This window comes from Massilia sp. BKSP1R2A-1, assembly GCF_050586525.1.
In the GTDB taxonomy this organism is placed as follows: Bacteria; Pseudomonadota; Gammaproteobacteria; order Burkholderiales; family Burkholderiaceae_D; genus Telluria.
The window spans coordinates 188110-211620 of sequence record NZ_JBOBRE010000008.1 but is presented as its reverse complement, the minus strand read 5'-3'; the positions used below and the strand labels follow the sequence as shown (position 1 = coordinate 211620).

The following is a 23511-nucleotide window of genomic DNA, read 5'->3' as shown; positions in this document are numbered from 1 at the left end:
CTTCCCGGCTCAGGCCGGCTCCAAGTACTCGGCCAGGAAGGTGCGCGGCTCATCCTGGCCAGGAAATTCCAGTGTGATCTGGTCTCCGGCGACAGCGACGATCACGCCCTCGCCAAGCTTCGGCGACCTGGCGCGCCCGCCCACTTCGTACTGTGGCCGCGTCGGCTCGGGCGCGGGTTCGCGGTCGAACTCGTCATCACGGATCTCGATGTCCTCGATCATGGCGGCCGGCGGATTGCGGCAGTTATCGCACTTGCAGCACTTTTCGAAGCCTTCGACCTCGTCGCCAAAATAATCCAGCAGCAGCTTCCAGCGGCAGAAACCGCTCACCGCATAGCCTACCATCTGGTCGAGGGCCACACGGTCGCGCTCCGCCTTCTGAACGTAGACCTCGGCCAATTCCCCGAACAGAGCCGGGTCAGGTTCCTTGTTTGTGGGCACGTACTCGAGCTTGCGGTTCTGGCGCAGCAGCTTGCCGTCCTTGAGCAGCTTCAGGCAGACCTTGAGCTTGGCCTCGCCCGCTTCCTCGAGCGCCTCTTCCAGGCGCGTCATAGTGAGCGGTCCCTCCTCCGCCAGCTCGCGCGCGACGGTATGGACCGTCTGCAACTCGGCCGCGGCGGGATAGTGCTTGACCAGGAAGAACTGCTGGATGCGCTTGTCGTCCTGCAGGAAGAGCAAGGTGCATTGCGCGTCCAGGCCATCGCGGCCGGCGCGGCCCGATTCCTGGTAGTAGGATTCCAGGTTGGCCGGGATCTGCAGGTGGATGACGAAGCGGGTATTGCTCTTGTCGATGCCCATGCCGAAGGCATTCGTCGCGACCATCACGCGGCGCTCGCCGTTCATGAACATGTCCTGGTTGAGCTTGCGCTCGCTTGCCGCCAGCTTGCCGTGGTAGATCGTGACCGATTCGCCCGCCTCTTCCAGCACGGCCAGCATCTCCTCGGCAACCTTGACGGTAGCGGCGTAGACGATGCCCACGCCTTCGGTCTGCCGCACCAGCTCCAGGGCCCGCACCAGCTTCTCCTGCTGGTTGGTGACCTGCACCACGCCGTAGTGCAGGTTCGGCCGGTAGATACCCGTGTTGATGACGTTCATCCTGCGGGCCAGCTGCTTCGAGATGTCGCGCACCACCTCCTCGGTGGCGGTCGCCGTCAGCGCCAGCACCGGCGGCTTGCCGAGGGCGTCGATGGCGGCGGAAAGACCGATATAGGCGGGACGGAAGTCGTGGCCCCACTGCGAAATGCAGTGGGCCTCGTCGATGACGACGATGTCGAGCGTGACCCCCTTGAGCACCGCGATGAACTCGGGCGAGACCAGGCGCTCCGGGGTGCAGAACACGATCTCGCAGGCTTCGTTCGCGATCGCCTCGATGGCGGCCGCCTCTTCCTCGGCGTTCAGGCTGCTGTTGACCTGGACCGAGCGGATGCCGAGTTCCTCCAGCTTCTCGAGCTGGTCCTTCATCAGCGAAATCAGGGGAGAGACGACGATGGTGATCCCCTCGAGCATCTTGGCGGGAATCTGGTAGCACAGCGACTTGCCGCCGCCGGTGGGCATGATGGCCAACGTGTTTTTGCCGTCGAGGACGCTGTCGATGACGCTTTGCTGGCCCTCGCGCAGCTGCTCGATGCCGAAGACGGAGCGCAGCAGGCGGCGGATGGTGTTACGGCGCACGGCGAGCAGGCCGCGGTGCAGGAGCTTGGGTTCGTGTCGGGTCATGATGCTGGCTACTGTATGCCCGGTGCATGCGGCGCACTATAGGACGGAACCTACCTGACCCGTAGGAGCTCAACTTTAAGCGGGAGCTGTGACCGCAGTGACATTGTCACAAGGCTTATTCCTACAAACTCGCGGAGTTTTTGCCGATGGCTACGGATGGGCCCAGCGCCTAAGATGGCACCATTACCACTACGAATCGATCGACAAGGGAGCTCCATCATGGCACGCCATCATCCGAAGACCTGGACCGCAGTCCACCTGGCACTGGCCAGTGCGGCGACATGGCTGCTGCTGGAGACCGAGGCGCTGACAGGGGCCTTGTTGGTCGCCTTCCACTGATCATAAGGCATTTGCCCGTATCGGCCGCGCACGCTAGCGCAGCTGTACCGAGGCTTCTTCGCCGAAGATACAAAAACAAAACGCCATCTTCGCGTGAAGATGGCGTTTTTTACGTCCGGCAGGAGCGGGCCCTAAGGCCCGCTTGCCGATTCAAGCTGCCTTGGCTTCGGCCGTCAGTGCTTCCTCTTCCACCGGCTGGCGCATCAGGTAGTCGAATGCCGCCAGCGAGGCCTTGGCGCCCTCGCCCACTGCGATGACGATCTGCTTGAACGGCACCGTGGTGACGTCGCCCGCAGCGAACACGCCCGGAATCGAGGTCTGGCCCTTGGCGTCGACTTCGATCTCGCCGTGCGCCGACAGGTCCATCGTGCCCTTGAGCCACTCGGCATTCGGCACCAGGCCGATCTGCACGAACACGCCTTCCAGGTCGATCTTCTTCAGCTCGCCGCTGTTGCGGTCCTTGTAGGACAGGCCGTTGACGATCTTGCCGTCGCCGTGGATCTCGGTCGTTTGCGCCGACTTGATCACGGTGACGTTCTTCAGCGAGTAGAGCTTGCGCTGCAGGACAGCATCGGCACGCAGTTCCGCGCCGAACTCGATCAGGGTCACTTCCTTGACGATCCCCGCCAGGTCGATCGCCGCCTCGACGCCCGAGTTGCCGCCGCCGATCACGGCCACGCGCTTGCCCTTGAACAGTGGGCCGTCGCAGTGCGGGCAGTACGCCACGCCGTGGTTGCGATATTCACGCTCGCCCGGCACGTTGATCTCGCGCCAGCGGGCGCCGGTGGCGATGATCACCGATTTCGACTTCAGCACGGCGCCGGTCTCGGTGTGCACCTCGATCAGCTTGCCCTCGACCAGCTTGCTGGCGCGCTGGGTATTCATGATGTCGACGTCGTAGTGCTTGACGTGCTCTTCCAGGGCGACGGCGAATTTCGGGCCGTCGGTTTCCTTCATCGAGACGAAGTTCTCGATGGCGAGGGTGTCCAGCACCTGGCCGCCGAAGCGATCGGACAGCACGCCGGTACGGATGCCTTTGCGCGCGGCATAGATCGCCGCGGCCGCGCCGGCAGGACCGCCGCCGACGATCAGCACGTCGAAGGGGTCTTTCTTGTTCAGTTCAGCGGCCTTGCGGGCGCCGGCGCCGGTGTCGATCTTCGACAGGATCTCTTCCACGCTGGTACGGCCCTGGCCGAAGTGCTGGCCGTTCAGGAACATCATCGGTACCGCCATGATCTGGCGCGCTTCGACTTCGCTCTTGAACACGCCGCCGTCGATGGCGACGACCTTGATGCGCGGGTTGATGACCGACATCGAGTTCAGCGCCTGCACGACTTCCGGGCAGTTATGGCAGGACAGCGAGATGAAGGTTTCGAAGACGTAGTCGCCTTCCAGGTTCCTGATCTGCTCGATGACCGAGGCATCGAGCTTGATCGGGTGGCCGCCCACCTGCAGCAGGGCCAGCACCAGCGAGCTGAATTCGTGGCCGAGCGGGATGCCGGCGAAGTCCACGCCGATATCGGTACCCACGCGCTTGATCGAGAACGATGGCTTGCGTGCATTGTCGCCGTCGTTGCGCACGGTGATCTTGTCGCTCAACGCGGCGATTTCGCGGAGCAGTTCATCCATTTCGCGCGCTTTCGGCGAATCATCCAGCGATGCAACGAGCTCAATCGGCTGCACCACTTTTTCCAGATAGGCTTGCAACTGCTTCTTGAGGGTTGCGTCCAGCATGATGTTTTCCTTGACTATGACGTTGTTCTTAGAGGGTATGACAGTGCCTGGAATCAAAAACTGATCCCTGAAATGCACCGGGCCGCCACGGCGGCCCGGGACAGGTACTACTGAACTGCTATTTAGATCTTGCCGACCAGGTCCAGCGACGGGGTCAGGGTTTCAGCGCCTTCGGTCCACTTGGCCGGGCACACTTCGCCCGGGTGCGATGCGACGTACTGGGCAGCCTTGACCTTGCGCATCAGTTCCGATGCGTCGCGGCCGATGCCGTTGTCGTGGACTTCCATGACCTTGATCTGGCCTTCCGGATTGATCACGAAGGTGCCGCGCAGTGCCATGCCTTCTTCTTCGATCATGACTTCGAAGTTGCGCGACAGGGTGCCGGTCGGGTCGCCGATCAGCGGGTAGTTCACTTTCTTGATGGCGTCCGAGGTGTCGTGCCATGCCTTGTGGGCAAAGTGGCTGTCGGTCGACACGCCATAGACGTTCACGCCCATTTTTGCGAATTCAGGCTGGAAAGCAGCCAGATCTTCCAGTTCGGTCGGGCAGACGAAGGTGAAGTCGGCCGGGTAGAACATCAGCACCGACCAGGTGCCCTTGAAGTTCTCTTCCGTCAGATCGATGAACTTGCCGTTGGCGTATGCGGTAGCTTTGAACGGCTTGATCTGGGTGTTGATGAGGGACATGTATGCTCCTGTTTTCGGGTGGTTAATAATTTGAACTACATTTGATAGACGCCAGTGTACCGAGGTCAACGTCTTTTGTGAAATTGATTGAAACGATACAGCCGATTGATTTTAACTATCGAGCAAGTATTGCTTCTCCCTCTTGCGAAGGAAAACCGGGCCGGCGAACCGGCGCGATCCGTGAAGTGTGGACGAAACGACAGCCGCATGCAAGCTGTGAGGCAATCGTACGAAGGAAATTGATAGATTTCTTTGGCGCTGAGGCTATCGCCCGTAGGGTGGGCGCCCCCCCGCCCACGCGTGCAACCGGCTCGACAATGGACGAGGCGCGTCAATTCACCGTGGATTTGAACGCGTGGGCGGAATTCAGTCCACCGGACTGAATTCCCCACCCACCCTACGTATAGAAGTGTTCAGGCGGTCGTGGCCGCGATAAGCGTCTGCTCGCAGGTCGGCAGGCTCAGGGTAAAGGTCGAGCCCTCCCCCGGCTTGCTCGTCACTCGCAGCTCGCCGCCGTGGGAAACGGCCAGCTGGCGCGAAATGTACAGGCCCAGGCCAAGCCCTTTCGGCTCGCCATTGCGGGCGCCACGCTCGTAGGGCTCGAAGATGCGCTCCAGGTCTTGCTGCGCAATGCCCTTGCCTTCGTCGCGCACATGGATGCGCACCAGGTTCTCCGCATACTGCACGCTGACCTCGACCGGCTGGCCGCCGCCGTAGCGCAGCGCATTGGTGAGCAGGTTGACGACCACCTGCTCGATGCGGAACTCGTCCCAGCAGCCCTGCACGGGCGGATGCTCCTGCAGCGAGAGCTTGCAGCCGGTGGCCGCGGCCTGCAGCGACAAGTCGCTCACCACGCGCTCGAGCAATGTCATGAGCTCGACCTGGGCCGGGCGGATCGAGAGTTGGCCGCTACGCATGCGCGAGACGTCCAGCATGTCGTCGATCAGGCGGATCATGGCCTTGATCTGGCGCTCGTCGCGCTTAATCATGGCGTCGAACTGTTCCGGCTGGATCGAGGCCAGGGTGCCGCGCTTGAGCTGCAGGCTGCGCATCTGCGTTTCCAGGAACAGGGTGTTGAGCGGCGTGCGCAGCTCGTGCGCCACCAGCGACATGAACTCGTCGCGCATGCGGAGCGACCGCTGCAGCTCGCCCTGGGTCTGGTTCAGTTCGCGCAACAGGGTTTCCTGCTCCTGGCGGCTGCGTTCCAGCGCGGCCATCTGGCGCTGCATCTGGCGGCGCTGCTGGTCGAGCGTGACGAAGACGTTGACCTTGCTGCGCACTGCGTCCGGGTCCAACGGTTTATACAGGAAGTCGACGGCGCCGGTCTCGTAGCCCTTGAAGGCGTAGTTCAGCTCGCGGCCGGCGGCCGAGACGAAGACGATCGGGATGTTGCGGGTGCGCTCGGTACCGCGCATCAGCTCCGCCAGCTCGAAGCCGTCCATGCCCGGCATCTGGACGTCGAGGATGGCCAGCGCGAACTCGTGCTCGAGCATCAGCGCCAGCGCTTCTTCGCCACCGGACGCCTGGAACACCAGGCGCTCTTCGCCGCGGATCAGGGCGTCGAGGGCGCGCAGGTTTTCCGGCAGGTCGTCGACGATGAGAAGTTTGCTTGGGTCTTGGACGCTCATTGTGTCTCCAACAGGGGAAGCAGTGCCCGGATGCCGGACAGCGGCAGGACGAGGTGCGGGGCGCAGCGGCGGATCGCCTCGCCGGGCATGGCGCTGGCCTGGGCCTCGTCCGGGTCTTGCACGATCGTCAGCCCGCCGCGCTCGCGCACACGGCACATGCCGTCGGCGCCATCGAAATTGGCGCCGGTCAGCAGGATGGCGGCCATGGCCGGGCCGTAGGCGTCGGCGCTCGACTCCATCAATACATCGATGGCCGGCCGCGCGAACTGCACCGGTGGCTCGCAGCTGAGCGAAAAGGTGCGGTCGCGCTCGACCGACAGATGATAGCCCGAACCGGCGAAATAGATCATGCCTGGCTCAATGGATTCCTTGTCCCGCGCCTCGCGCACCGGCAGCGCGGCGCGCAGCTCGAACAGCTCGGCCAGGCGGCTTTCGCGGTCGGGCGGCACGTGCAGGATGCACACCACGCTCGAGCGGAAGGAGGTCGGCAGAACCGGCAGCAGGCCGATCAGCGCGTCGACGCCGCCCGCCGAGCCGCCGATCACGACCAGCTCGATGCTGCGGCCGGCCAGCGCCGGCCCGACCTCTTCCGATGCGCTCATCAGGCGGCTCATGCCACGCCCTTGCGGAAGATGCGCTCGCGCCGCGCCAGCATGTCGAAGCGGTTGGCATAGCTGGAGAAATCGATGCTCTCCTTGCTGCCCAGGCCGAGGAAGCCGCGGTAGCACAGCGACTCGTGGAACAGGCCGAGCACGCGGTCCTGCAGCTTGCGGTTGAAATAGATCAGCACATTGCGGCAGCTGACGAAGTGGGTCTCGGAAAACACGCTGTCGGTCGCCAGGCTGTGGTCGGCGAAGGTCACGTTCTCGATCAGGCTGCGGTCGAACAGCGCCCCGGCATAGGCTGCCGTGTAGTAGTCGGAAAAGGCGCGCTTGCCGCCGGCCTTCTGGTAGTTCTCGGTGTAGAGGCGCATGCGCTCGAGGTTGAACACCCCGCGCCGCGCCGCCTCGAGCGATTCCGGATTGATGTCGGTGGCGTAGATGATGGCGCGCTCGAGCAGGCCCTCTTCCTGCAGCAGGATGGCGAGCGAATAGACTTCCTCGCCCGTGCTGCAGCCCGCCACCCAGATCTTCAGGGACGGATAGGTTTTCAGGAAGGGCACTACCTGCTCGCGGATCGCCAGCCAGTACTCGGGGTCGCGGAACATCTCGGTGACGGGAATCGTCAGGTACTGCAGCAGCTGGGCAAAACCGTCCGGCTCGTGCATGACCTTGGCCTGCAGGCTCGACACGGTGTCGCATTCCATCTCGCGCATGGCGACCAGGATGCGGCGCTTTTGCGAGGCGCCCGTGTAGTCCCTGAAGTCGTAGTTGTACTTCAGGTAGACGGCTTCGACGAGCATCTTGAGCTCGATGTCGAAGGCGTCCGGCGGGTTGGTCAAGGGTGGCAGGTTCAAATCCGCTCCAGGGTCGGCATCCACACGCGCAGCAGCGAGTACAGGCGCGAGAGGTCGATCGGCTTGGCCAGGTAGTCGTTGGCGCCGGCCGCCAGGCACTGCTCCTGGTCGTCCTTCATGGCTTTCGCCGTGATGGCGATCATCGGCAGGCGGTCGAAACGACCGTCGGCGCGGATGCGGCGCATCGCTTCCAGGCCATCCATGCCCGGCATCATCACGTCCATCAGCACCAGGTCGACATTCGGCACTTCGTCGAGCTTGGCGATCGCTTCGAAGCCGTTCCTGCCGACTTCGACCTTGGCGCCGCGCGCCTCCAGGGCGCTGGTCAGGGCGAAGACGTTGCGCACGTCGTCGTCCACCAGCAGGATGGTACGCCCTTCGAAGACGCGGTCGCGTCCGCGCACGGCCTTGAGCATGGTCTGGCGCTCGGACGAGAGTTCGCTCTCGACCTTGTGCAGGAACAGCGTGACCTCGTCCAGCAGGCGCTCCGGCGAACGGGCGCCCTTGATGATGATCGAGCGCGAATACTTGAGCAGCTCGGCCTCCTCGTCGCGGGTCAGGTTGCGGCCTGTGTAGACGATCACCGGCGGGAAGGAGCACAGCTCTTCCTGCGACATGCGCTCGAGCAGCTCGCCGCCCTGCATGTCGGGCAGTTTCAGGTCGATGATCATGCAGTCGAAGATCTCGGCATGCAGTAGTTCGAGCGCCTCGCCGCCCGTGCCGACCGCGCGGATCTCGACGTCGGCGTCGGTGATCAGCTGCACCACGCTTTCGCGCTGGCGCTCGTCGTCCTCGACCAGCAGCACGCGCTTGATTTTCTGGCTCGATTTTTCCTGCAGCTTGCGGAACACCTCTTCCAGCTGCTCGCGCGAGGTCGGCTTGAGCGCATAGCCGATCGCGCCCAGGTGCAGGGCTTCGCCGCCGTTCTCCATGCTCGACAGGATGTGCACCGGGATGTGGCGGGTGGCCGGGTTGTCCTTCAGCTGCTGCAGCACCGACAGGCCCGAGCTGTCCGGCAGGCGGATGTCGAGCAGCACCGCATCCGGCTTCTGGCTGGCGGCCAGGGCCAGGCCCTCGCCGGCGCTCAGCGCCACCAGGCAGCGGTAATCCATCTCGTGGGCCAGGTCGAACAGGATGCGCGCGAATTCGGGTTCGTCCTCGATCACCAAGACGGTGCGCGTACCATCGGCGGGCGCGTCGCGGTCGTCCGGGAACACGGCCGGCGGATCGACATCGAGGGGCGCCGGCACGGGAGCCGCAGCGCCCGGCGCGGGCGCGGCCGGCAGCGCATGCCTCACCGGCTGGGCTGCCGGCATGGCCGGTGCGGCAGGCGGCGTCGCCGCCACCGCGCCATTGCGCGGCAGGCTGAGGGTGAACAGGCTGCCCTCGCCCGGCGTGCTGGCCACGCCCAGCGAGCCGCCCAGCAGGTTGGTCAGGTCGCGCGAGATCGACAGGCCCAGGCCCGTGCCGCCGAAGCGGCGGCTGGTGGTGCCGTCGGCCTGGTGGAAGGCATCGAAGATCTTGTCCTGCTGCTCGGGGGCGATGCCGATGCCGGAATCGCGCACGCCGAACTGCACCCAGCCTTCCGGCGTCACCGACACCGCCATGCTGACCGCGCCCTGGTCGGTGAACTTCACCGCGTTGGACAGCAGGTTCTTGAGGATCTGCTCGACGCGCTGGCGGTCGGTGGTGATCGCCATCGGCACGTTCGGATCGACCGTCACACTGAAGTCGAGCGCCTTCTGGCGCGCCAGCGGCTCGAAGGTGCGCGCCATGCCCTCGACCATGCGGCGCAGCGGCACCTCTTCCGGCACCAGTTCGAGCTTGCCCGCCTCGACCTTCGAGATGTCGAGGATGTCGTTGATGAGGTGCAGCAAATCGTTGCCGGCCGAGTAGATGGTCTGGGCGAAGCGCACCTGTTCTTCGTTCAGGTTGCCGGCTGCGTTATCGGCCAGGAGCTTGGCCAGGATCAGCGAGCTGTTGAGCGGCGTGCGCAGCTCGTGCGACATATTGGCCAGGAACTCGGATTTGTAGCGGCTCGCGCGCTCCAGTTCCAGCGCGCGCTGGCGCAGCTGCTCCTGGGCGTTGGTCAGCGCCGCGTTCTTCATGTCGAGATTGAGCGCCTGCTCTGCCAGCTGGTCGTTGGTGGCGCGCAGCTCGGACTGCTGGTTTTCCAGCGCCGACTGCGATTCTTCCAGCGCACGCGACTGCTCTTCGAGCTCCTCGTTGGCGGTGCGCAGCTCTTCCTGCTGCACCTGCAGCTCCTCGTTGAGCGTCTGCGTCTCTTCCAGCGCATGCTGCAGGCGCAGGCGGTACAGCACCGCGGCCATGGATGCGCCCACGGCCGGGGCGATTAGGTCCATGAACTCGCGGTCGCGATCCGTCACCGGATGCAGGAAGCCGATCTCGATCACCCCCTTGATCTTGCCGTGGTTGTGCACCGGCGAGATCAGGAGTTCGCGCGGCGGCGTCTCACCCAGGCTGGAAGCAACCTTGATATAGCCGGGCGGCAGGTCGTGCAGCACCAGCAGGCGGTTTTCGCGCACGGCGCGGGTGGCCAGCGAATCGCCCGGCTGGATCACCTGCTTGTCGTCGCTGCTGTCGTAGGCGAAGCCGTAGGCGCCGATGCGGCGCAGCACGCCGTCCTCGCCGTTCACGTACATCGCGGCCACCACGCCGTCGAGGTAGCGCGTCACGTGGCCCAGCACCGCATCGGCCAGCGGCTCGAGCGAATGGATGCCGGTGCTGACGGCCGCCAGCTCGGCCTGGCCGGAGCGCAGCCAGTCCTGGTGGCGCAGCTGGGCATTGTGCTCGGCCTCGTGTTCGAGCGTCTCGTTGTAGGAATTCGACAGGGTGACCAGCTGGCGGCGGCCGAACAGGGCCAGGCCGATGCCGACCGCCAGGCTCAGTAGCAGGAAGCTGACTACCGACCAGGTGGTGACGCGGCGCGCGGCATCGTTTCTCTCCTGCAGCAGGCGGCGCTCGGCATCGAGGAACAGTTCGAAGGTACGGCGGATATCGTCGGTCAGGTTCTTGCCGCGGCCGGTGCGCACCGGCGTGACCACGTCGCCATTGATGCGGCGCAGGCTGATCATCTCCTCGGCGAACTGGATCCACTGGTTCTCGAGCGACTGGATGCGGCGCACGCGATCGGTCTGGACCTGGTTGTCCTTGACCAGCTCGGCGAGGTTGCGCATGCCGTCTTCCGTGCGCTGGCGGGCCAGCATATACGGCGACAGGAAGTTCTCTTCGCCCGCGATCAGGTAGCCACGCATGCCTGTTTCCATTTCGGAGGACAGCTTGCTGACTTCCTGCGCCTGGCCGATGACGCGTTCCGAGTGCTCCACCCAGTTCAGGACATTGATCAGGTAGGCGATGATGCCGACGAAGACGATCGCCGTCACGACACTCATTACCAGGGGCAGGGCCACATTACGGGTCAGGATGCGGCGAAACTGTGAATTATCGATGGAGGGGCCGACCATGCGTGACGAAATGTTAGGAAAAAAATATCCTAAGTGTAACGCATGAGCGTGCTTTTACCCCACACAATTGAATGTCTGTTTCTACACATTCATTGTATGGACAGAAATTCAATTGATACAAGTTTATGTCGGCTCACGGAAGGTGGGCAGCCAGGTAAGGCGCCGTGCGGCTCGCCTTGCAACGGGCAACCTCCACCGGCGGCCCCGCGCAGATCAGCTTCCCGCCCTCGTCCCCGGCGCCCGGTCCGACGTCGATCACCCAGTCGCAGCCGGCCACCACCCGCATCGTGTGCTCGACCACGATCACCGTGTTGCCGGCGTCGACCAGGCGGTTCAGCTGCAGCATGAGGCGGTCGGCATCAACCGGGTGCAGGCCGGTGGTCGGCTCATCCAATACATAGAGGGCGTTGCCGCGCCCGGCGCGTTGCAGCTCGGACGCGAGCTTGATGCGCTGGGCCTCGCCGCCGGACAGCTCGGTGGCCGGCTGGCCCAGGCGCAGGTAGTCCAGGCCCACCTCAGCCAGCACTTCCAGCGAACGCTCGACCAGGGCCTCGCCCTCGAAGAAGCGGATCGCCTCGCCCACCGTCATGCCCAGCACCTCGGCGATGTTCTTGCCACGATAGCGGACCTCGAGGGTCTTGGCGTTGTAGCGCGCGCCCTCGCAGGTCGGGCATGGCGCGTAGACGCTGGGCAGGAACAGCAGCTCGACCATCACGAAGCCCTCGCCCGCGCAGTGCTCGCAGCGTCCCTTGGCGACATTGAAGGAGAAGCGGCCGGCGTCGTAGCGGCGCTTCTTCGCATCGGGCGTGGCCGCGAACAGCTTGCGCACCTGGTCGAACAGGCCCGTATAGGTGGCCAGGTTGGAGCGCGGGGTGCGGCCGATCGGCTTCTGGTCGACCCGCACCATGCGCCGGACACCCTCCATGCCGGCCACGATGCGGCCTTCGAGCGGCAGGGCCGCTTCCTGTTCCAGGCCCGGTTCTTCCGGCTCGGATGCCTCGGCTTCCGGCGCCGCCTGGCCGAGCGCCGCCCCGACCAGCTCGACCAGCACCTGGCTGACCAGGCTCGATTTGCCTGAACCGGAGACTCCGGTCACCGCGCTCAACACGCCGAGCGGGAAGGCGGCGTCGATGCCGTCGAGGTTGTTGCGGCGCACGCCTTCCAGGCGCAGCCAGCCGCTGGGCGCGCGCGGCGTGCGCGGCGCCAGGGGCGCCTCGTCGAACAGGTAGCGGCGGGTCTGCGAGGCCGCGACCTTCTTCAGGCCATCGGGCACGCCGCTGTAGAGCACCTGCCCGCCCTGCTCGCCCGCCCGCGGGCCGACGTCGACGATCCAGTCGGCGCGCCGGATCACGTCCAGCGCATGCTCGACCACGAACAGGGAATTGCCCGCGCTCTTCAGCTGGGCCAGCGCGCCCAGCAAGGCCTCGGTATCGGCCGGGTGCAGGCCGGCCGAGGGTTCGTCGAGCACGTAGACCACGCCGAAGAGATTGGAGCGCACCTGGGTCGCCAGGCGCAGGCGCTGCAGCTCGCCCGGCGACAGGGTCGGCGTGCTGCGGTCCAGCGCCAGGTAGCCCAGGCCCAGGTCGAGCAGCACGCCCAGGCGCGCGCACAGGTCCTGGGCGATGCGCTGGGTGACGATCATCTGTTCCGGGTGTTCCTTCGCGCGCGCCTTGTCGACCCGTGCCTCGCCCGCCGCATAGGGTTTCAGGAGCTCGGCCAGGCGCGCCAGCGGCATGCGCGACAGTTCCATGATGTCGATGCCGGCGAAGGTGACGGACAAGGCCTCCTGGCGCAGGCGCTTGCCGCGGCAGAGCGGGCATCCGGTGCTGACCATGTAGCGCGCGACGCGCTTCTTCATCGAGGCGCTTTCCGTGTTGGCGAAGGTCTGCAGCACGTAGCGGCGCGCGCCGGTGAAGGTGCCCTGGTAACTGGGCGTTTCCTTGCGCCTGAGCGCGGCCTTGGTTTCCTTGGGCGTCAGGCCCGCATAGACCGGCACGGTCGGCGTCTCGTCGGTGAACAGGATCCAGTCGCGGTCCTTCTTCGGCAGCTCGCGCCAGGGCGTGTCCACGTCATAGCCCATGGTGACCAGGATGTCGCGCAGGTTCTGGCCATGCCAGGCCGGCGGCCAGGCCGCCACCGCCCGTTCGCGGATGGTGAGGGAATCGTCGGGCACCAAGGACTGCTCCGTCACCTCGTAGACCCGGCCCAGGCCCGAGCATTGCGGGCAGGCGCCCTCGGGTGTATTCGGCGAGAACGATTCGGCGTAGAGCAGCTCCTGGCCGGGCGGATAGTCGCCGGCGCGCGAATACAGCATGCGCAGGGAATTCGACAGGGTGGACACGCTGCCCACCGAGGAACGTGCGGTCGGCGAGCCGCGCTGCTGCTGCAGGGCCACGGCGGGCGGCAGGCCGTCGACCTCGTCGACTTCCGGCACGGGCATCTGGTGGAACAGGCGGCGCGCATAGGGCGAGACCGATTCCAGGTAGCGCCGCTGGGCTTCCGCATACAGGGTGCCGAAAGCCAGCGAGGACTTGCCGGAACCGGACACCCCCGTGAACACGACCAGGGCGCCGCGCGGAATGTCGACGTCGACGTCCTTGAGGTTGTGTTCGCGGGCGCCGCGCACCCGGACGTAGCCCGACAGGTCGGCGTCCTCGCCCGCCCCTTGCTTCTGTTTCTTGCGCATGCTGCCCTCGGCATCCTGAACTCGATGCCGTATTTTTCGCCAATCTCGGGAAATCTACCGTGCGCTCACCCACAGTCGCGCACTCCGTGGCGCCGGCACATGGCCGTCATCTTCGACTCGATCTTGTCACGTAGCAAGTGATGCAAGCTGCGCGCACAGCGGGCCCAACTCGGCCGGCTCGGTCATCGCCGCGACCCTGCGGCAAGCCTCGGCGACCGCGGTTTCGCGCAGCAGGCGTTCCAGTCGCCGCCGCAGCCGCCCGCCTGTCAGGCTGGACGCGTGCAGGCTGTCGCCGACGCCGAGCGCCCTCACCCGCGCCGCGTTGTCGAACTGGTCGTGGGCCAGCGGCACGACCAGCTGGCGCGTTCCGGCGCGCATGGCTTCGGCCGTGGTGCCGATGCCGCCGTGGTGCACCAGCGCGGCGACGTGCGGCAGCAGCGCGCGCAGCGGCACATAGTCCTGCCACAGCACCGGGGTCGGCAAGTGGCTGGGAAGCTGAGCGCGGTGCGGCGTGAGCAGGATGGCGCGCAGGCCCAGCCGCGCCGAGGCATCGAGCGCGCAGCGGAAGTAATGGGTCGCCTGCCGGTTGCCGGTGCCGGGCGTGAACACCACCGGCGGCGCGCCTGATTCCAGGAAGCGCGCCACCTCCGGGGACAGCGCGGCATCCGGTGCGGGGTCGTAGAGCGGAAAGCCGGTACGCGCCAGCGGCTGCGGCCAGTCGGGCTGGGTGGGCGCGAACCAGTCGGGGAACAGGGTGATCGACAGATCCGGCACCGCCATGATGTGCTCGACCAGACTGGCGACGGGCGCCAGGCCGTGGGCAGCGCGCGCGGCGTTCACGTCCGGCAGCGCTACCGGATCGATCAGTGCGGCCGTCAGACGCCGCAGCAGCCAGCGCCGCGCGCCCAGCGGCACCCAGCGCGGCACCGGGTAGGGGCCGAGCAGCAGCGGGTCGTGTACGGTGGGCAGGTTCGACGGCGCCAGGTAGGCCGCGGCCACGCGCACGTCTGGGCGGCGCGCGCGGCACAGGTCCGCTTCGGGCAGGGCCAGGGGATGGGCCAGCAGCACCAGGCGTTCGCCAGGCGGCAGCGAGGCGACGAAGGCGGGAATCTGCGCCATCGCCGGACGCGTCGCGCGCCACACCACGGCCAGGCCGCGCGTCGGATGCCACAGGTCCGGATGGTCGAGCACCGCCTCGTCGGCCGGCAGGCCCTGGAAGGCCAGGCCGGTCGGCGCGACGAAGGGCCGGTGCTGCTCGGGGCCGAGCATGGTGACCCGGTGCCCCGCGGCGCGCAGGGCCAGCGCCACGCGCATGAAGGGGAACAGGTCGCCGGCCGAACCGATGGTGACGACGAGGAAGTGCGCCACGCTTCTACAACGTAAAAGCTAGAAGGTCAGGGTGCCCTCGATCGAATCGTCGAGGGTCTTGCCGATCACGGCGCCCACCACCATCTTGGCGCCCGCCACCGCGTCCCCGTGCTTGTTGTCCCAATAGTAGCCACGGCGCGGGGTGACGCGGATCGCGGTGATGCGCGGATCGTCCTCGCCTTCGGTGAACCAGGTCTTCAGCATGAAGTTCCACAGGTCCTTGATGCGCTGGCGGTCGAGCACGATCTCGGCGTGGCCCTCGACTTCGAGGAAGCCCGCATGCGCATTCTTCTGGAAGTAAAGTGTGACGGCGGGATTGGCCTCGATCTCGGCATTCTTGTGGCTGTCGCTGGCGCTCAGGAACCACAGGTGGCCCGCTTCGTCCGCCTCGCGCACGCTCATCGGGCGCACGCCGCGGTTGTCGCTCAGTCCGCCTTGGGTAACGAAAAAGCAGGAATCGGCATCCTGCGCCATCTCGCGCAGGCGCTCGGCAGCGTCCGCGCCGCTCAGGTCGCGCCGGTTGGCTTCGGGTTGATTACGGTTGATCGAATCCATGGTGGCTCCGGTTGGCAATGATTGCCGACTATAGCTGCGAACCGGCAGCCGGTATGTGGGCGCGCGTACGCTGCCCGTCCATGGATCGGGTCAATCGCGCGGCAGCGCAACCTCGAGCGCGGCCGCCTGCGCCAGCCAGCGCGCCACCGTCTGCAATTCCTCCTGCGTGAAGCCGGCTGCCAGCCGGCCGTTCAGGTCCGCCAGCGCACTGCGCGACAGCTCGGCCGCGCCAAGGCCGGTCGGCGTCATCTGCAGCCGGGTCAGGCGCGCGTCGCTTGCGTCGGCCACGCGCTCCACCAGGCCCGCCGCCTGCATGCGCTTGGAGAGATTGGTCACGGCGGCGGGCGCCACGCCGAGGTCCTGGGCGATCTCGCCGATGGCCGCATCGCCACGCGACCTCAAGACGAAGAGCAGGCCGACCTGGGCCGCGCTGATGCCCTCCCAGGCTTCCGGACGTCCCTCGATCCAGCGCTGGGTGGCCCTCTGGGCGCGGTTCAGCAGCTGGACGAAACGGTGCTTAACCGGGGACATGCACCGGCTCCTCGACCTTGGCCAGCAGCCAGTCGGCGACTGTCTTCCACAGCACCGCCTCGCAGCGGCGGCGGAAGAATCCCATATGCCCGACTGCCGCCACACCGGCCTCGCGGGGATGGATATTGCGGCGCTCGATGCTTGCATTCGGCAGGTGCGAGAGCAGGATGTCGACGGCCTGCCGGTTGGCCCAGGGGTCGTCTTCGAAACCCAGCACCAGCAGCGGGACGTCGACCTTCGCCATGCGCCGCACCGCATCCACTGCCGGATCGTCGAAGAAATACCGCGGCAAGGCGGTCCATCCCGCCCACTGCAGCATCACGCCGCGCGGCAGGTCTTCGCCGAGACCGATGCGGCGGCCCGGCATGTAGCCGAACAGCGCGCACAGGATCGGCGCCAGCACGCGCAGCACGAAACGCACCCGCAGCCGCTCGCCGAAGCCGCGCACCAGGGCGCTGACGCCCGCATGCGAGGCTACCAGCACGGCCGCACGCAGGCGCGCCGTCTCGCTCGACAGGCCGATCGCATGCCCGCCCACGCTGTGCCCAAGCGCCAGCAGCGGCACGCCTGGCCAGCGATTCGCGGCCCAGCGCGTGACGGCGCCGACGTCCTCGTCGACCCATTCGCGCATGGTGGCGTGGTAGCCGCGCAGGCTGCGCGGACGCGAGCGGCCGGTTCCTCGGTAGTCGTAGGTGAGGACGTTGAATCCCCGCCCCGCCAGGTAGCCGGCGAAAGCCGTGTAATAGGCCTGGGTCACTGCCGTGGCGGGATGCAGGATGACGGTGGCCCGGGCATCGGGAACCTTCCAGCAGCTGGCGCCGAGCGGCGTGCCGTCGGCGGTGGAGATCGAGAGGAGTTCGGGTTCCATGGCGCGGATTTAGTTAACGTGTTAACGACTTTAGCGCAATGGCGCCGGCCGCGCAAGCGGTCGGCGCAAGCAGCTCAGGGAATCAGGCGGGCGGCGCGCAGCTGGGCGAACAGGTCGAAGAAGGATTCGTCGGTGGCCTGGTAAGCGCTGAAGCCGAGCTTGCGGCTCTTCGCCATGTCGGTCATCACCTCGATCGGCCGGCCCAGGTCGAGGTCGGTGTGCCAGGGCGACGCCAGGCGATCCAGGTCGGGTTCGACGAGGCCGTGGCGCGCGGCGATGTCGCGCCACAGCGCGTGGTCGTTCGCCATCGCCGCCTCCAGAGGCTGGACCGTGCCGCTGAAGCCCGCGGCCTGCACGCCGAACCAGTCCGCGATGCGGCCCCACAGCCAGCTCCAGCGGAACAGGTCACCGTTGACGATGTTGAAGGCCTCGTTGCGGGCGGCATCGGTGTCGGCGGCCCAGACCAGCTGCCGGGCCAGCATGCGCGCGTCCGTGACGTCGGACAGGCCGTTCCACTGCGCGTCGGAACCGGGGAACTGGAAGGGACGCCCCGTCTCCTTGCAGATGGTCGCATACACGGCCAGTGTCGTACCGAGGTTCATCGCATTGCCGACCGCCATGCCGATGACGGTGTGCGGGCGGTTCACGGTCCAGCTGAAGCGATCGCGTGCGGCCGCCGCATAGACCTCGTCTTCCTGGGCGTAATAGAAATTCTCGATGGGAAGCCGCGGCTGGCTTTCGCGCAGCGGCGTGTCCGGCAAGGTGCCGGAAGCGGCATAGGCTTCGAAGGGACCGAGATAGTGTTTCAGGCCCGTGACCAGGGCGACGTGGCGCACCGTGCCCTTGCCGGACAAGGCGTCCAGCAGGTTGTGCACCATGGCGGCGTTGACGCGGATGTTTTCCGCTTCCGTATCCTGGCGCATCCAGGTGGTGATGAAGACGTGGGTCGGCGCCACATCGGCCAGCGCAGTGGCGAGGCCGCCCGGATCGAGCAGGTCGGCCGCGACCGGCAACAGTCCCGGCATGCCGGTATCCGGCCGGCGCGCCAGTCCGTAGACCGTCCACCCTTGCTCGAGCAGCGCCCGGGCCGTGTAGTTACCGCCGATCCCGCTTGCTCCCACCACCAGTGCCGTTCGCTTCATCGCCGCCTCCTCTATCCAGGAGGAAGACCATAGCACGGGCGGAAGAAGCGCCGCGCTTCCAAGGAAACTACAGGAAGCGGTCGAGGATCTTGCGGCTGTGCTTATCGATGCGGAACATGTCGCGCACCAGGAAGTTGATGCCGTGGTTGTCCGCGATTAGCAGCGACGTCTCGCCGACGCGGCGGATGTCCTCGTCCACCTTCAGCACGAACTCGGTGTCGCCGCGGTCGGTCGTCACATACCAGGTGCAGGGCGTGGCGAAGCTCGACACATCCTTGATCGTGAGGATCTCGGGGATGAACTCGCGGCCCTCGATCTCTTCCTGCACCAGGGTGCGGATCTGCTCGGGGAGGTCGGCCAGGTCGTCGATCCAGGCCGCTTCCTTGCCGCCATCGCGCACCAGCGAGATGCCGCGGGTAGGCGCCTGGATCGGGAAGGCGCGCACCGGGATGACGCCGACGTGTTCCTCGCCTTCGCTTGTCGTCAGGACCAGTTTGCCGAATGGGTCGCGGCGCAGTTGAAAATTCACGCTCATTATTTTTAATCCTTGTCGTCCGGGTCCTGGTCCACGTTGCGCGCCTGCGCTTCGTAGAGGCGGTGGTAGGCGCCTTCACGCGCCATCAGTTCGTCATGGCTGCCCTCTTCCACCACCACGCCGCGGTCCAGCACCACCAGGCGGTCGGCCCGGTGCAGGGTCGACAGGCGGTGGGCGATGGCGATCGTCGTGCGGCCTTGCACAAGATTGTCGAGCGCCTTCTGGATTTCTTTCTCGGTCTCCGAGTCCACCGAGGACGTGGCCTCGTCGAGGATCAGGATCGGCGGATCGATCAGGAGCGCACGCGCGATCGAGATGCGCTGGCGCTCGCCGCCCGACAGGCCCTGGCCGCGTTCGCCCACCATCGAATCGTAACCCTGCGGCAGGCGCAGGATGAACTCGTGGGCGTGGGCCGCGCGCGCCGCCGCGATGATCTCTTCGCGGGTGGCGCCCGGCTTGCCGTAGGCGATGTTCTCGGCGATGGTGCCGAAGAAGAGGAAGGGCTCCTGCAGCACCAGGCCGATGTTGCGGCGGTAGTCGCTGACGGCGAAGGTCCGGATATCCTGGCCGTCGAGCAGGATCGCGCCTTCGGCCACGTCGTAGAAGCGGCAGATCAGGTTGACCAGGGTGCTCTTGCCCGAACCCGAATGGCCGACCAGGCCGACCATCTCGCCGGCCCTGATCTTCAGCGAGATGCCGCGGTTGACGGCGCGGTTACCGTAGCGGAAACCGACTTCGCGCAGCTCGATATTGCCCGCCACCTTGTCGACCTTCACCGGATTGGCCGGATCCGGCACGCTCGAGACGTGGTCGAGGATGTCGAAGATGCGCTTGGCCGCCGACGCCGACTTCTGGGTGACGGACACGATGCGGCTCATGGAGTCGAGCTTCACGTAGAAACGGCCGCTATAGGCGATGAAGGCGGACAGCGTCCCGACCGTGATGTCGCCCTGCGAGACCTGCCAGATGCCGAAGCACCAGATCACGAGCAGGCCGATTTCGGTCAGCAGCGACACCGTCGGCGAGAACAGCGACCAGACCTTGTTCAGTTTGTCGTTGACGGCCAGGTTGTGCTTGTTCGCCTCGCGGAAGCGCCGCGCTTCGCGCTTTTCCTGGGCAAAGGCCTTCACCACGCGGATGCCGGGGATGGTATCGGCCAGCACGTTGGTGACCTCGCCCCAGACCCGGTCGATCTTCTCGAAGCCGGTGCGCAGCCTGTCGCGCACCACGTGGATCATCCAGGCGATGAAGGGCAGCGGCACCAGCGTGACCAGCGCCAGCCAGGGATTCATGCTGAACAGGATCACGCCCGTCATGATGATCAGGAGGACGTCCGACAGGAAGTCGAGCAGGTGCAGCGACAGGAAGACACTGATCCGGTCCGAGCCGCTGCCGATGCGCGACATCAGGTCGCCCGTGCGTTTGCCCCCAAAAAATTCGAGCGAGAGGCGCAGCAGGTGCTCATAGGTGGTCGAGCGCAGGTCGGCGCTGATGCGTTCGGACGCCAGCGCCAGTACATAGGTCTTGCCCCAGCCCAGCGCCCAGGCCAGCAGCGAGGCGCCCAGCAGCCCGCCCATATAGAGATAGATGAGCGAGGTATTGATCTCCTGCCCGTTCTGGTACGGGATCAGGACGTTGTCCATCAGCGGCTTGGTCAGGTAGGGCGGAATCATGTGCGCGCCCGTCGAGCCCACCATCAGGAGGAAGCCGAGCAGCAGCTGGCCCTTGTACGGCTTGGCGAAGCGCCACAGGCGGAACAGGGTCCAGGTCGATGGCGGGGTGTGCAGCACCTTGGCGCATACGGCGCATTCGGCGTCGTCGGCTTCCAGCGGGGCCTTGCAACTTGGACAAGTATGCTGCTCGGGCGGGACCACCGGCACCCCGGTGGCCTGGCTTTTCGCCTGCTCGGCGAAATGGTCGACCACGCGCACGGCGTTCAGGTTCTGCCCCAGGGTGAACCGCCAGGCGCCCAGGCGGCTGTGTTCATCGACCAGCTCGAGGTGGCCGATGCCGGCGTGGTCGTGGTGATGCAGGGCCAAGCCGGGGCGGTAAGCCCAGTCGGCCCAGGCGTCTTCGCCGGGCGCGCGCGCGAGCAGGCGGCGGTTCGTGACCACCACCAAACCCTTGGTGAAACGTAATTTCGCGTCGAGGTCAACCTCCACGCTGGCTAAAACGTTTTCCCCTGGTGCAAGCTGTTTCGTAACGTCATTTTGCCAATGTTCAGGCAAGAGTCCGGCGGACACCGCCAGGGACGACGGAATAGCAAGTTGTTGAGTTGTCATGTATTGCGCCCGAAATCAGGCTTTTCATTCTGGTAAGGGGAGGACAAGGCAGTCGGCTCGCCAGTGCACAAAAAAGTGGCCGGGCGCCTGTTTGCGTGAAACGCTCCATAAACAGGCATAACGTTTCAACATATCCTTTGGATGACAGGAACGGTACTGGCAGAAAAGGTTTCGGCCCAGTAAGCTGCGGGCCGGCAAGTATACAAGATGTGCGCTGCGGTATCCCGGCTTTGGGTACCGTAGTGACAGGCAGGCAAACAAAGGTAAAACGCCGGCGATGCGCAGCAGACCCGCCGCCGGCAAACACAACTTCATGAACAAGAAGAACGACATCAAGTTCCTCCGCGTCAGTCACCTGCGCGGCCCGAACATCTGGACCTACCGACCGGTGATCGAAGCCTGGCTCGATATCGGCGAACTCGAAGACTGCCCCTCGAATACCCTGCCCGGCTTTACCGGCCGCCTCGTCGCCTGGCTGCCCGGCCTGGTCGAACACCATTGCGGCGTCGGCCACCGCGGCGGCTTCATCGAACGCCTGGAGAGCGGCACCTGGGCCGGCCACATCCTCGAACACATCGTGCTCGAGCTGCAGAACCTGGCCGGCATGAAGACCGGCTTCGGCAAGACCCGCTCCACCGGCGAGCACGGCATCTACAAGATGGCCTTCCGCACCCGCGACGAGACGGTCGGCCGCGCCGCCCTGGAAGCCGGCCACGCCCTCATGATGGCCGCGATCAACGACACGCCCTTCGACCTGGCCGCCACCGTCGCGCGCCTGACCGAGCTGGTCGACCGCTGGTGCCTGGGCCCGTCGACGGCCCACATCGTCGACGCCGCCACCGAGCGCCGCATCCCCTCGATCCGCCTCACCGAAGGCAACCTGGTCCAGCTCGGCCACGGCGCCGCCCAGCGCCGCATCTGGACCGCCGAGACCGACCGCACCAGCGCCATCGGCGAAGGCATCGCCAGCGACAAGGACCTGACCAAGACCCTGCTGGGCGCCGTAGGCGTGCCGGTGCCGGAAGGCGCCCTGGTGAGGAGCAGCCAGGCGGCCTGGGAAGAAGCCCAGGACATCGGCCTGCCGGTGGTGGTGAAACCGGTCGACGGCAACCACGGCCGCGGCGTGACCCTGAACCTGATGAGCGAAGCCGACGTGACGGCCGCCTATGCGATCGCCGCTGAAGCGGGCGACAGCAGCGCCGTGCTGGTCGAGCGCTTCATTCCCGGCAACGAGCACCGCCTGCTGGTGGTCGGCCGCGAAGTCGTCGCCGCCGCCAAAGGCGAATCGCTGTGGGTGACGGGCGACGGCGCCTCCACCGTGCTGCAGCTGTGCGACAGCCAGATCAACACCGACCCGCGCCGCGGCGAAAGCGAAGAGCACCCGCTCGGCCGCGTGAATCCGCATGACCACGAGATCATGCTGGACCTGAAGCGCCAGGGCCTGACGCCTGAATCCGTGCCGCAGGCCGGCCAGAAGGTGCTGATCCAGCCGAACGGCAACGTCGCCGACGACGTCACCGACCTGGTCCACCCCGAGGTCGCCCACGTGGCGGCGCTGGCCGCGCGCGTCGTCGGCCTGGACATCGCCGGCATCGACCTGGTGTGCGAAGACATCTCGCGCCCGCTGGCCGAACAGCGCGGCGCCATCATCGAAGTCAATTCCAGCCCGGGCCTGCTGGCCCACATCAAGCCGGCCAAGGGCACGCCGCGCAACGTGGGCAAGGCGATCGTCGACAACCTGTTCGCACAAGAAGAAACCGGCCGCATCCCGGTGGTCGGCGTCACCGGCACCCTGGGCGCGAGCCTGATCGCGCGTCTGGTCGGCTGCCTGGTCCACATCACCGGCAAGCACGTGGGCGTCGCCAACGGCGAAGGCCTCTACCTCGACGCGCGCCGGGTGACGAACAAGGACGCCACCGGTTTCGAAGCCGGCCAGCGCCTCCTGATCAACCGCACCGTGCAGACGGCCGTGTTCGAATCGAATGCGCGCACCATCCTGGCTGAGGGCCTGCCCTACGACCGCTGCCTGGTCGGCATCGTCACCGACATGGAAGGCCTGGCCGAACTGGACGAGTTCTACGTCCGCGACGAAGACGCGCAGTACAACGTCATCCGCAGCCAGGTCGACGTGATCCTGCCGGAAGGCGCCGCCGTGCTGAACGCGGCCAACGAGCGCGTCGCCGCCCTGGCCGAACTGTCCGACGGCCGCGTGATCTTCTACGCGCTGGACGAAGCCAATCCGATCATGGCGGAGCACCGCGCGAAAGGCGAACGCATCGTGTTCGTGCGCGACAACCGCATCGTGCTGGCCGAGGGCAGCGAGGAAACGGTCCTGCTCGAACTGTCGAAGATCCAGCCGGCGACGGTGAAGCATCCGGACAGCGTGCTGGCGGCGGTGGCCGCGGCATGGGCGCTGGGCGTGCCGTCCGACCTGATCTGCGGCGGCCTGCGCGCATTCGACGCGACGCCGAAGAAAACGAATTACTAAACATCTCGATGC

General features: G+C 66.1%; 16 protein-coding genes. 1 reads left to right on the top strand and 15 read right to left on the bottom strand.

Annotated elements, in window-relative coordinates; genetic code table 11:
- Nucleotides 1–9: 9 nt before the first annotated feature.
- The 15 genes from ACQ7JA_RS14445 to ACQ7JA_RS14375 all read right to left on the bottom strand — a co-directional run bounded on the left by ACQ7JA_RS14445 (nucleotide 10) and on the right by ACQ7JA_RS14375 (nucleotide 21011).
- Nucleotides 10–1716, bottom strand: a complete 1707-nt coding sequence (locus ACQ7JA_RS14445) for a RecQ family ATP-dependent DNA helicase (protein WP_430898844.1) — start codon at nucleotides 1714–1716, stop codon at nucleotides 10–12.
- A 489-nt stretch (nucleotides 1717–2205) separates the two neighbouring features.
- A complete protein-coding gene (gene ahpF, locus ACQ7JA_RS14440) occupies nucleotides 2206–3789 on the bottom strand; it encodes an alkyl hydroperoxide reductase subunit F (protein WP_430898842.1) in 1584 nt (527 codons plus the stop codon).
- Between the two features lie 122 nt (nucleotides 3790–3911).
- Nucleotides 3912–4475, bottom strand: a complete 564-nt coding sequence (gene ahpC / locus ACQ7JA_RS14435) for an alkyl hydroperoxide reductase subunit C (protein ID WP_430898840.1) — start codon at nucleotides 4473–4475, stop codon at nucleotides 3912–3914.
- Nucleotides 4476–4888: 413 nt separating this feature from the next.
- Nucleotides 4889–6103 carry a hybrid sensor histidine kinase/response regulator gene (locus tag ACQ7JA_RS14430; protein ID WP_430898838.1) on the bottom strand — a complete coding sequence of 405 codons (1215 nt, stop codon included), beginning with the start codon at nucleotides 6101–6103 and terminating at the stop codon, nucleotides 4889–4891.
- Nucleotides 6100–6705, bottom strand: a complete 606-nt coding sequence (locus ACQ7JA_RS14425) for a chemotaxis protein CheB (protein ID WP_430898836.1) — start codon at nucleotides 6703–6705, stop codon at nucleotides 6100–6102. Before ACQ7JA_RS14425 ends, ACQ7JA_RS14430 begins: the two co-directional genes overlap by 4 nt.
- A gap of 8 nt (nucleotides 6706–6713) precedes the next feature.
- Nucleotides 6714–7505, bottom strand: a complete 792-nt coding sequence (locus ACQ7JA_RS14420; protein WP_430898985.1) for a CheR family methyltransferase — start codon at nucleotides 7503–7505, stop codon at nucleotides 6714–6716.
- 50 nt (nucleotides 7506–7555) lie between these two features.
- A complete protein-coding gene (locus ACQ7JA_RS14415) occupies nucleotides 7556–11044 on the bottom strand; it encodes a response regulator (protein ID WP_430898834.1) in 3489 nt (1162 codons plus the stop codon).
- A 133-nt stretch (nucleotides 11045–11177) separates the two neighbouring features.
- Entirely contained in the window at nucleotides 11178–13730 is a 2553-nt protein-coding gene (locus tag ACQ7JA_RS14410) for an excinuclease ABC subunit A (protein ID WP_430898832.1), read from the bottom strand.
- A gap of 126 nt (nucleotides 13731–13856) precedes the next feature.
- Nucleotides 13857–15098: a glycosyltransferase gene (locus tag ACQ7JA_RS14405; RefSeq protein ID WP_430898830.1), complete on the bottom strand. Its 1242-nt coding sequence runs from the start codon at nucleotides 15096–15098 to the stop codon at nucleotides 13857–13859.
- Between the two features lie 18 nt (nucleotides 15099–15116).
- The gene (locus tag ACQ7JA_RS14400) at nucleotides 15117–15653 is read right to left on the bottom strand and encodes a pyridoxamine 5'-phosphate oxidase family protein (protein ID WP_430898828.1); all 537 of its coding nucleotides are present in this window, start codon (nucleotides 15651–15653) and stop codon (nucleotides 15117–15119) included.
- Between the two features lie 90 nt (nucleotides 15654–15743).
- Nucleotides 15744–16184 carry a MarR family winged helix-turn-helix transcriptional regulator gene (locus tag ACQ7JA_RS14395; protein ID WP_430898826.1) on the bottom strand — a complete coding sequence of 147 codons (441 nt, stop codon included), beginning with the start codon at nucleotides 16182–16184 and terminating at the stop codon, nucleotides 15744–15746.
- Nucleotides 16171–17052: an alpha/beta hydrolase family protein gene (locus tag ACQ7JA_RS14390; RefSeq protein ID WP_430898824.1), complete on the bottom strand. Its 882-nt coding sequence runs from the start codon at nucleotides 17050–17052 to the stop codon at nucleotides 16171–16173. Before ACQ7JA_RS14390 ends, ACQ7JA_RS14395 begins: the two co-directional genes overlap by 14 nt.
- Nucleotides 17053–17126: 74 nt before the next feature.
- A complete protein-coding gene (locus ACQ7JA_RS14385; RefSeq protein WP_430898822.1) occupies nucleotides 17127–18194 on the bottom strand; it encodes an SDR family oxidoreductase in 1068 nt (355 codons plus the stop codon).
- 67 nt (nucleotides 18195–18261) lie between these two features.
- The gene (locus ACQ7JA_RS14380) at nucleotides 18262–18729 is read right to left on the bottom strand and encodes a DUF1854 domain-containing protein (RefSeq protein ID WP_430898820.1); all 468 of its coding nucleotides are present in this window, start codon (nucleotides 18727–18729) and stop codon (nucleotides 18262–18264) included.
- A gap of 5 nt (nucleotides 18730–18734) precedes the next feature.
- Nucleotides 18735–21011, bottom strand: coding sequence for an ABC transporter ATP-binding protein (locus tag ACQ7JA_RS14375; RefSeq protein WP_430898818.1), 2277 nt, complete (start codon nucleotides 21009–21011; stop codon nucleotides 18735–18737).
- A gap of 313 nt (nucleotides 21012–21324) precedes the next feature.
- Between ACQ7JA_RS14375 and cphA the strand changes: the two genes are divergently transcribed.
- Nucleotides 21325–23499, top strand: coding sequence for a cyanophycin synthetase (gene cphA / locus ACQ7JA_RS14370; protein ID WP_430898983.1), 2175 nt, complete (start codon nucleotides 21325–21327; stop codon nucleotides 23497–23499).
- Nucleotides 23500–23511: the final 12 nt, after the last annotated feature.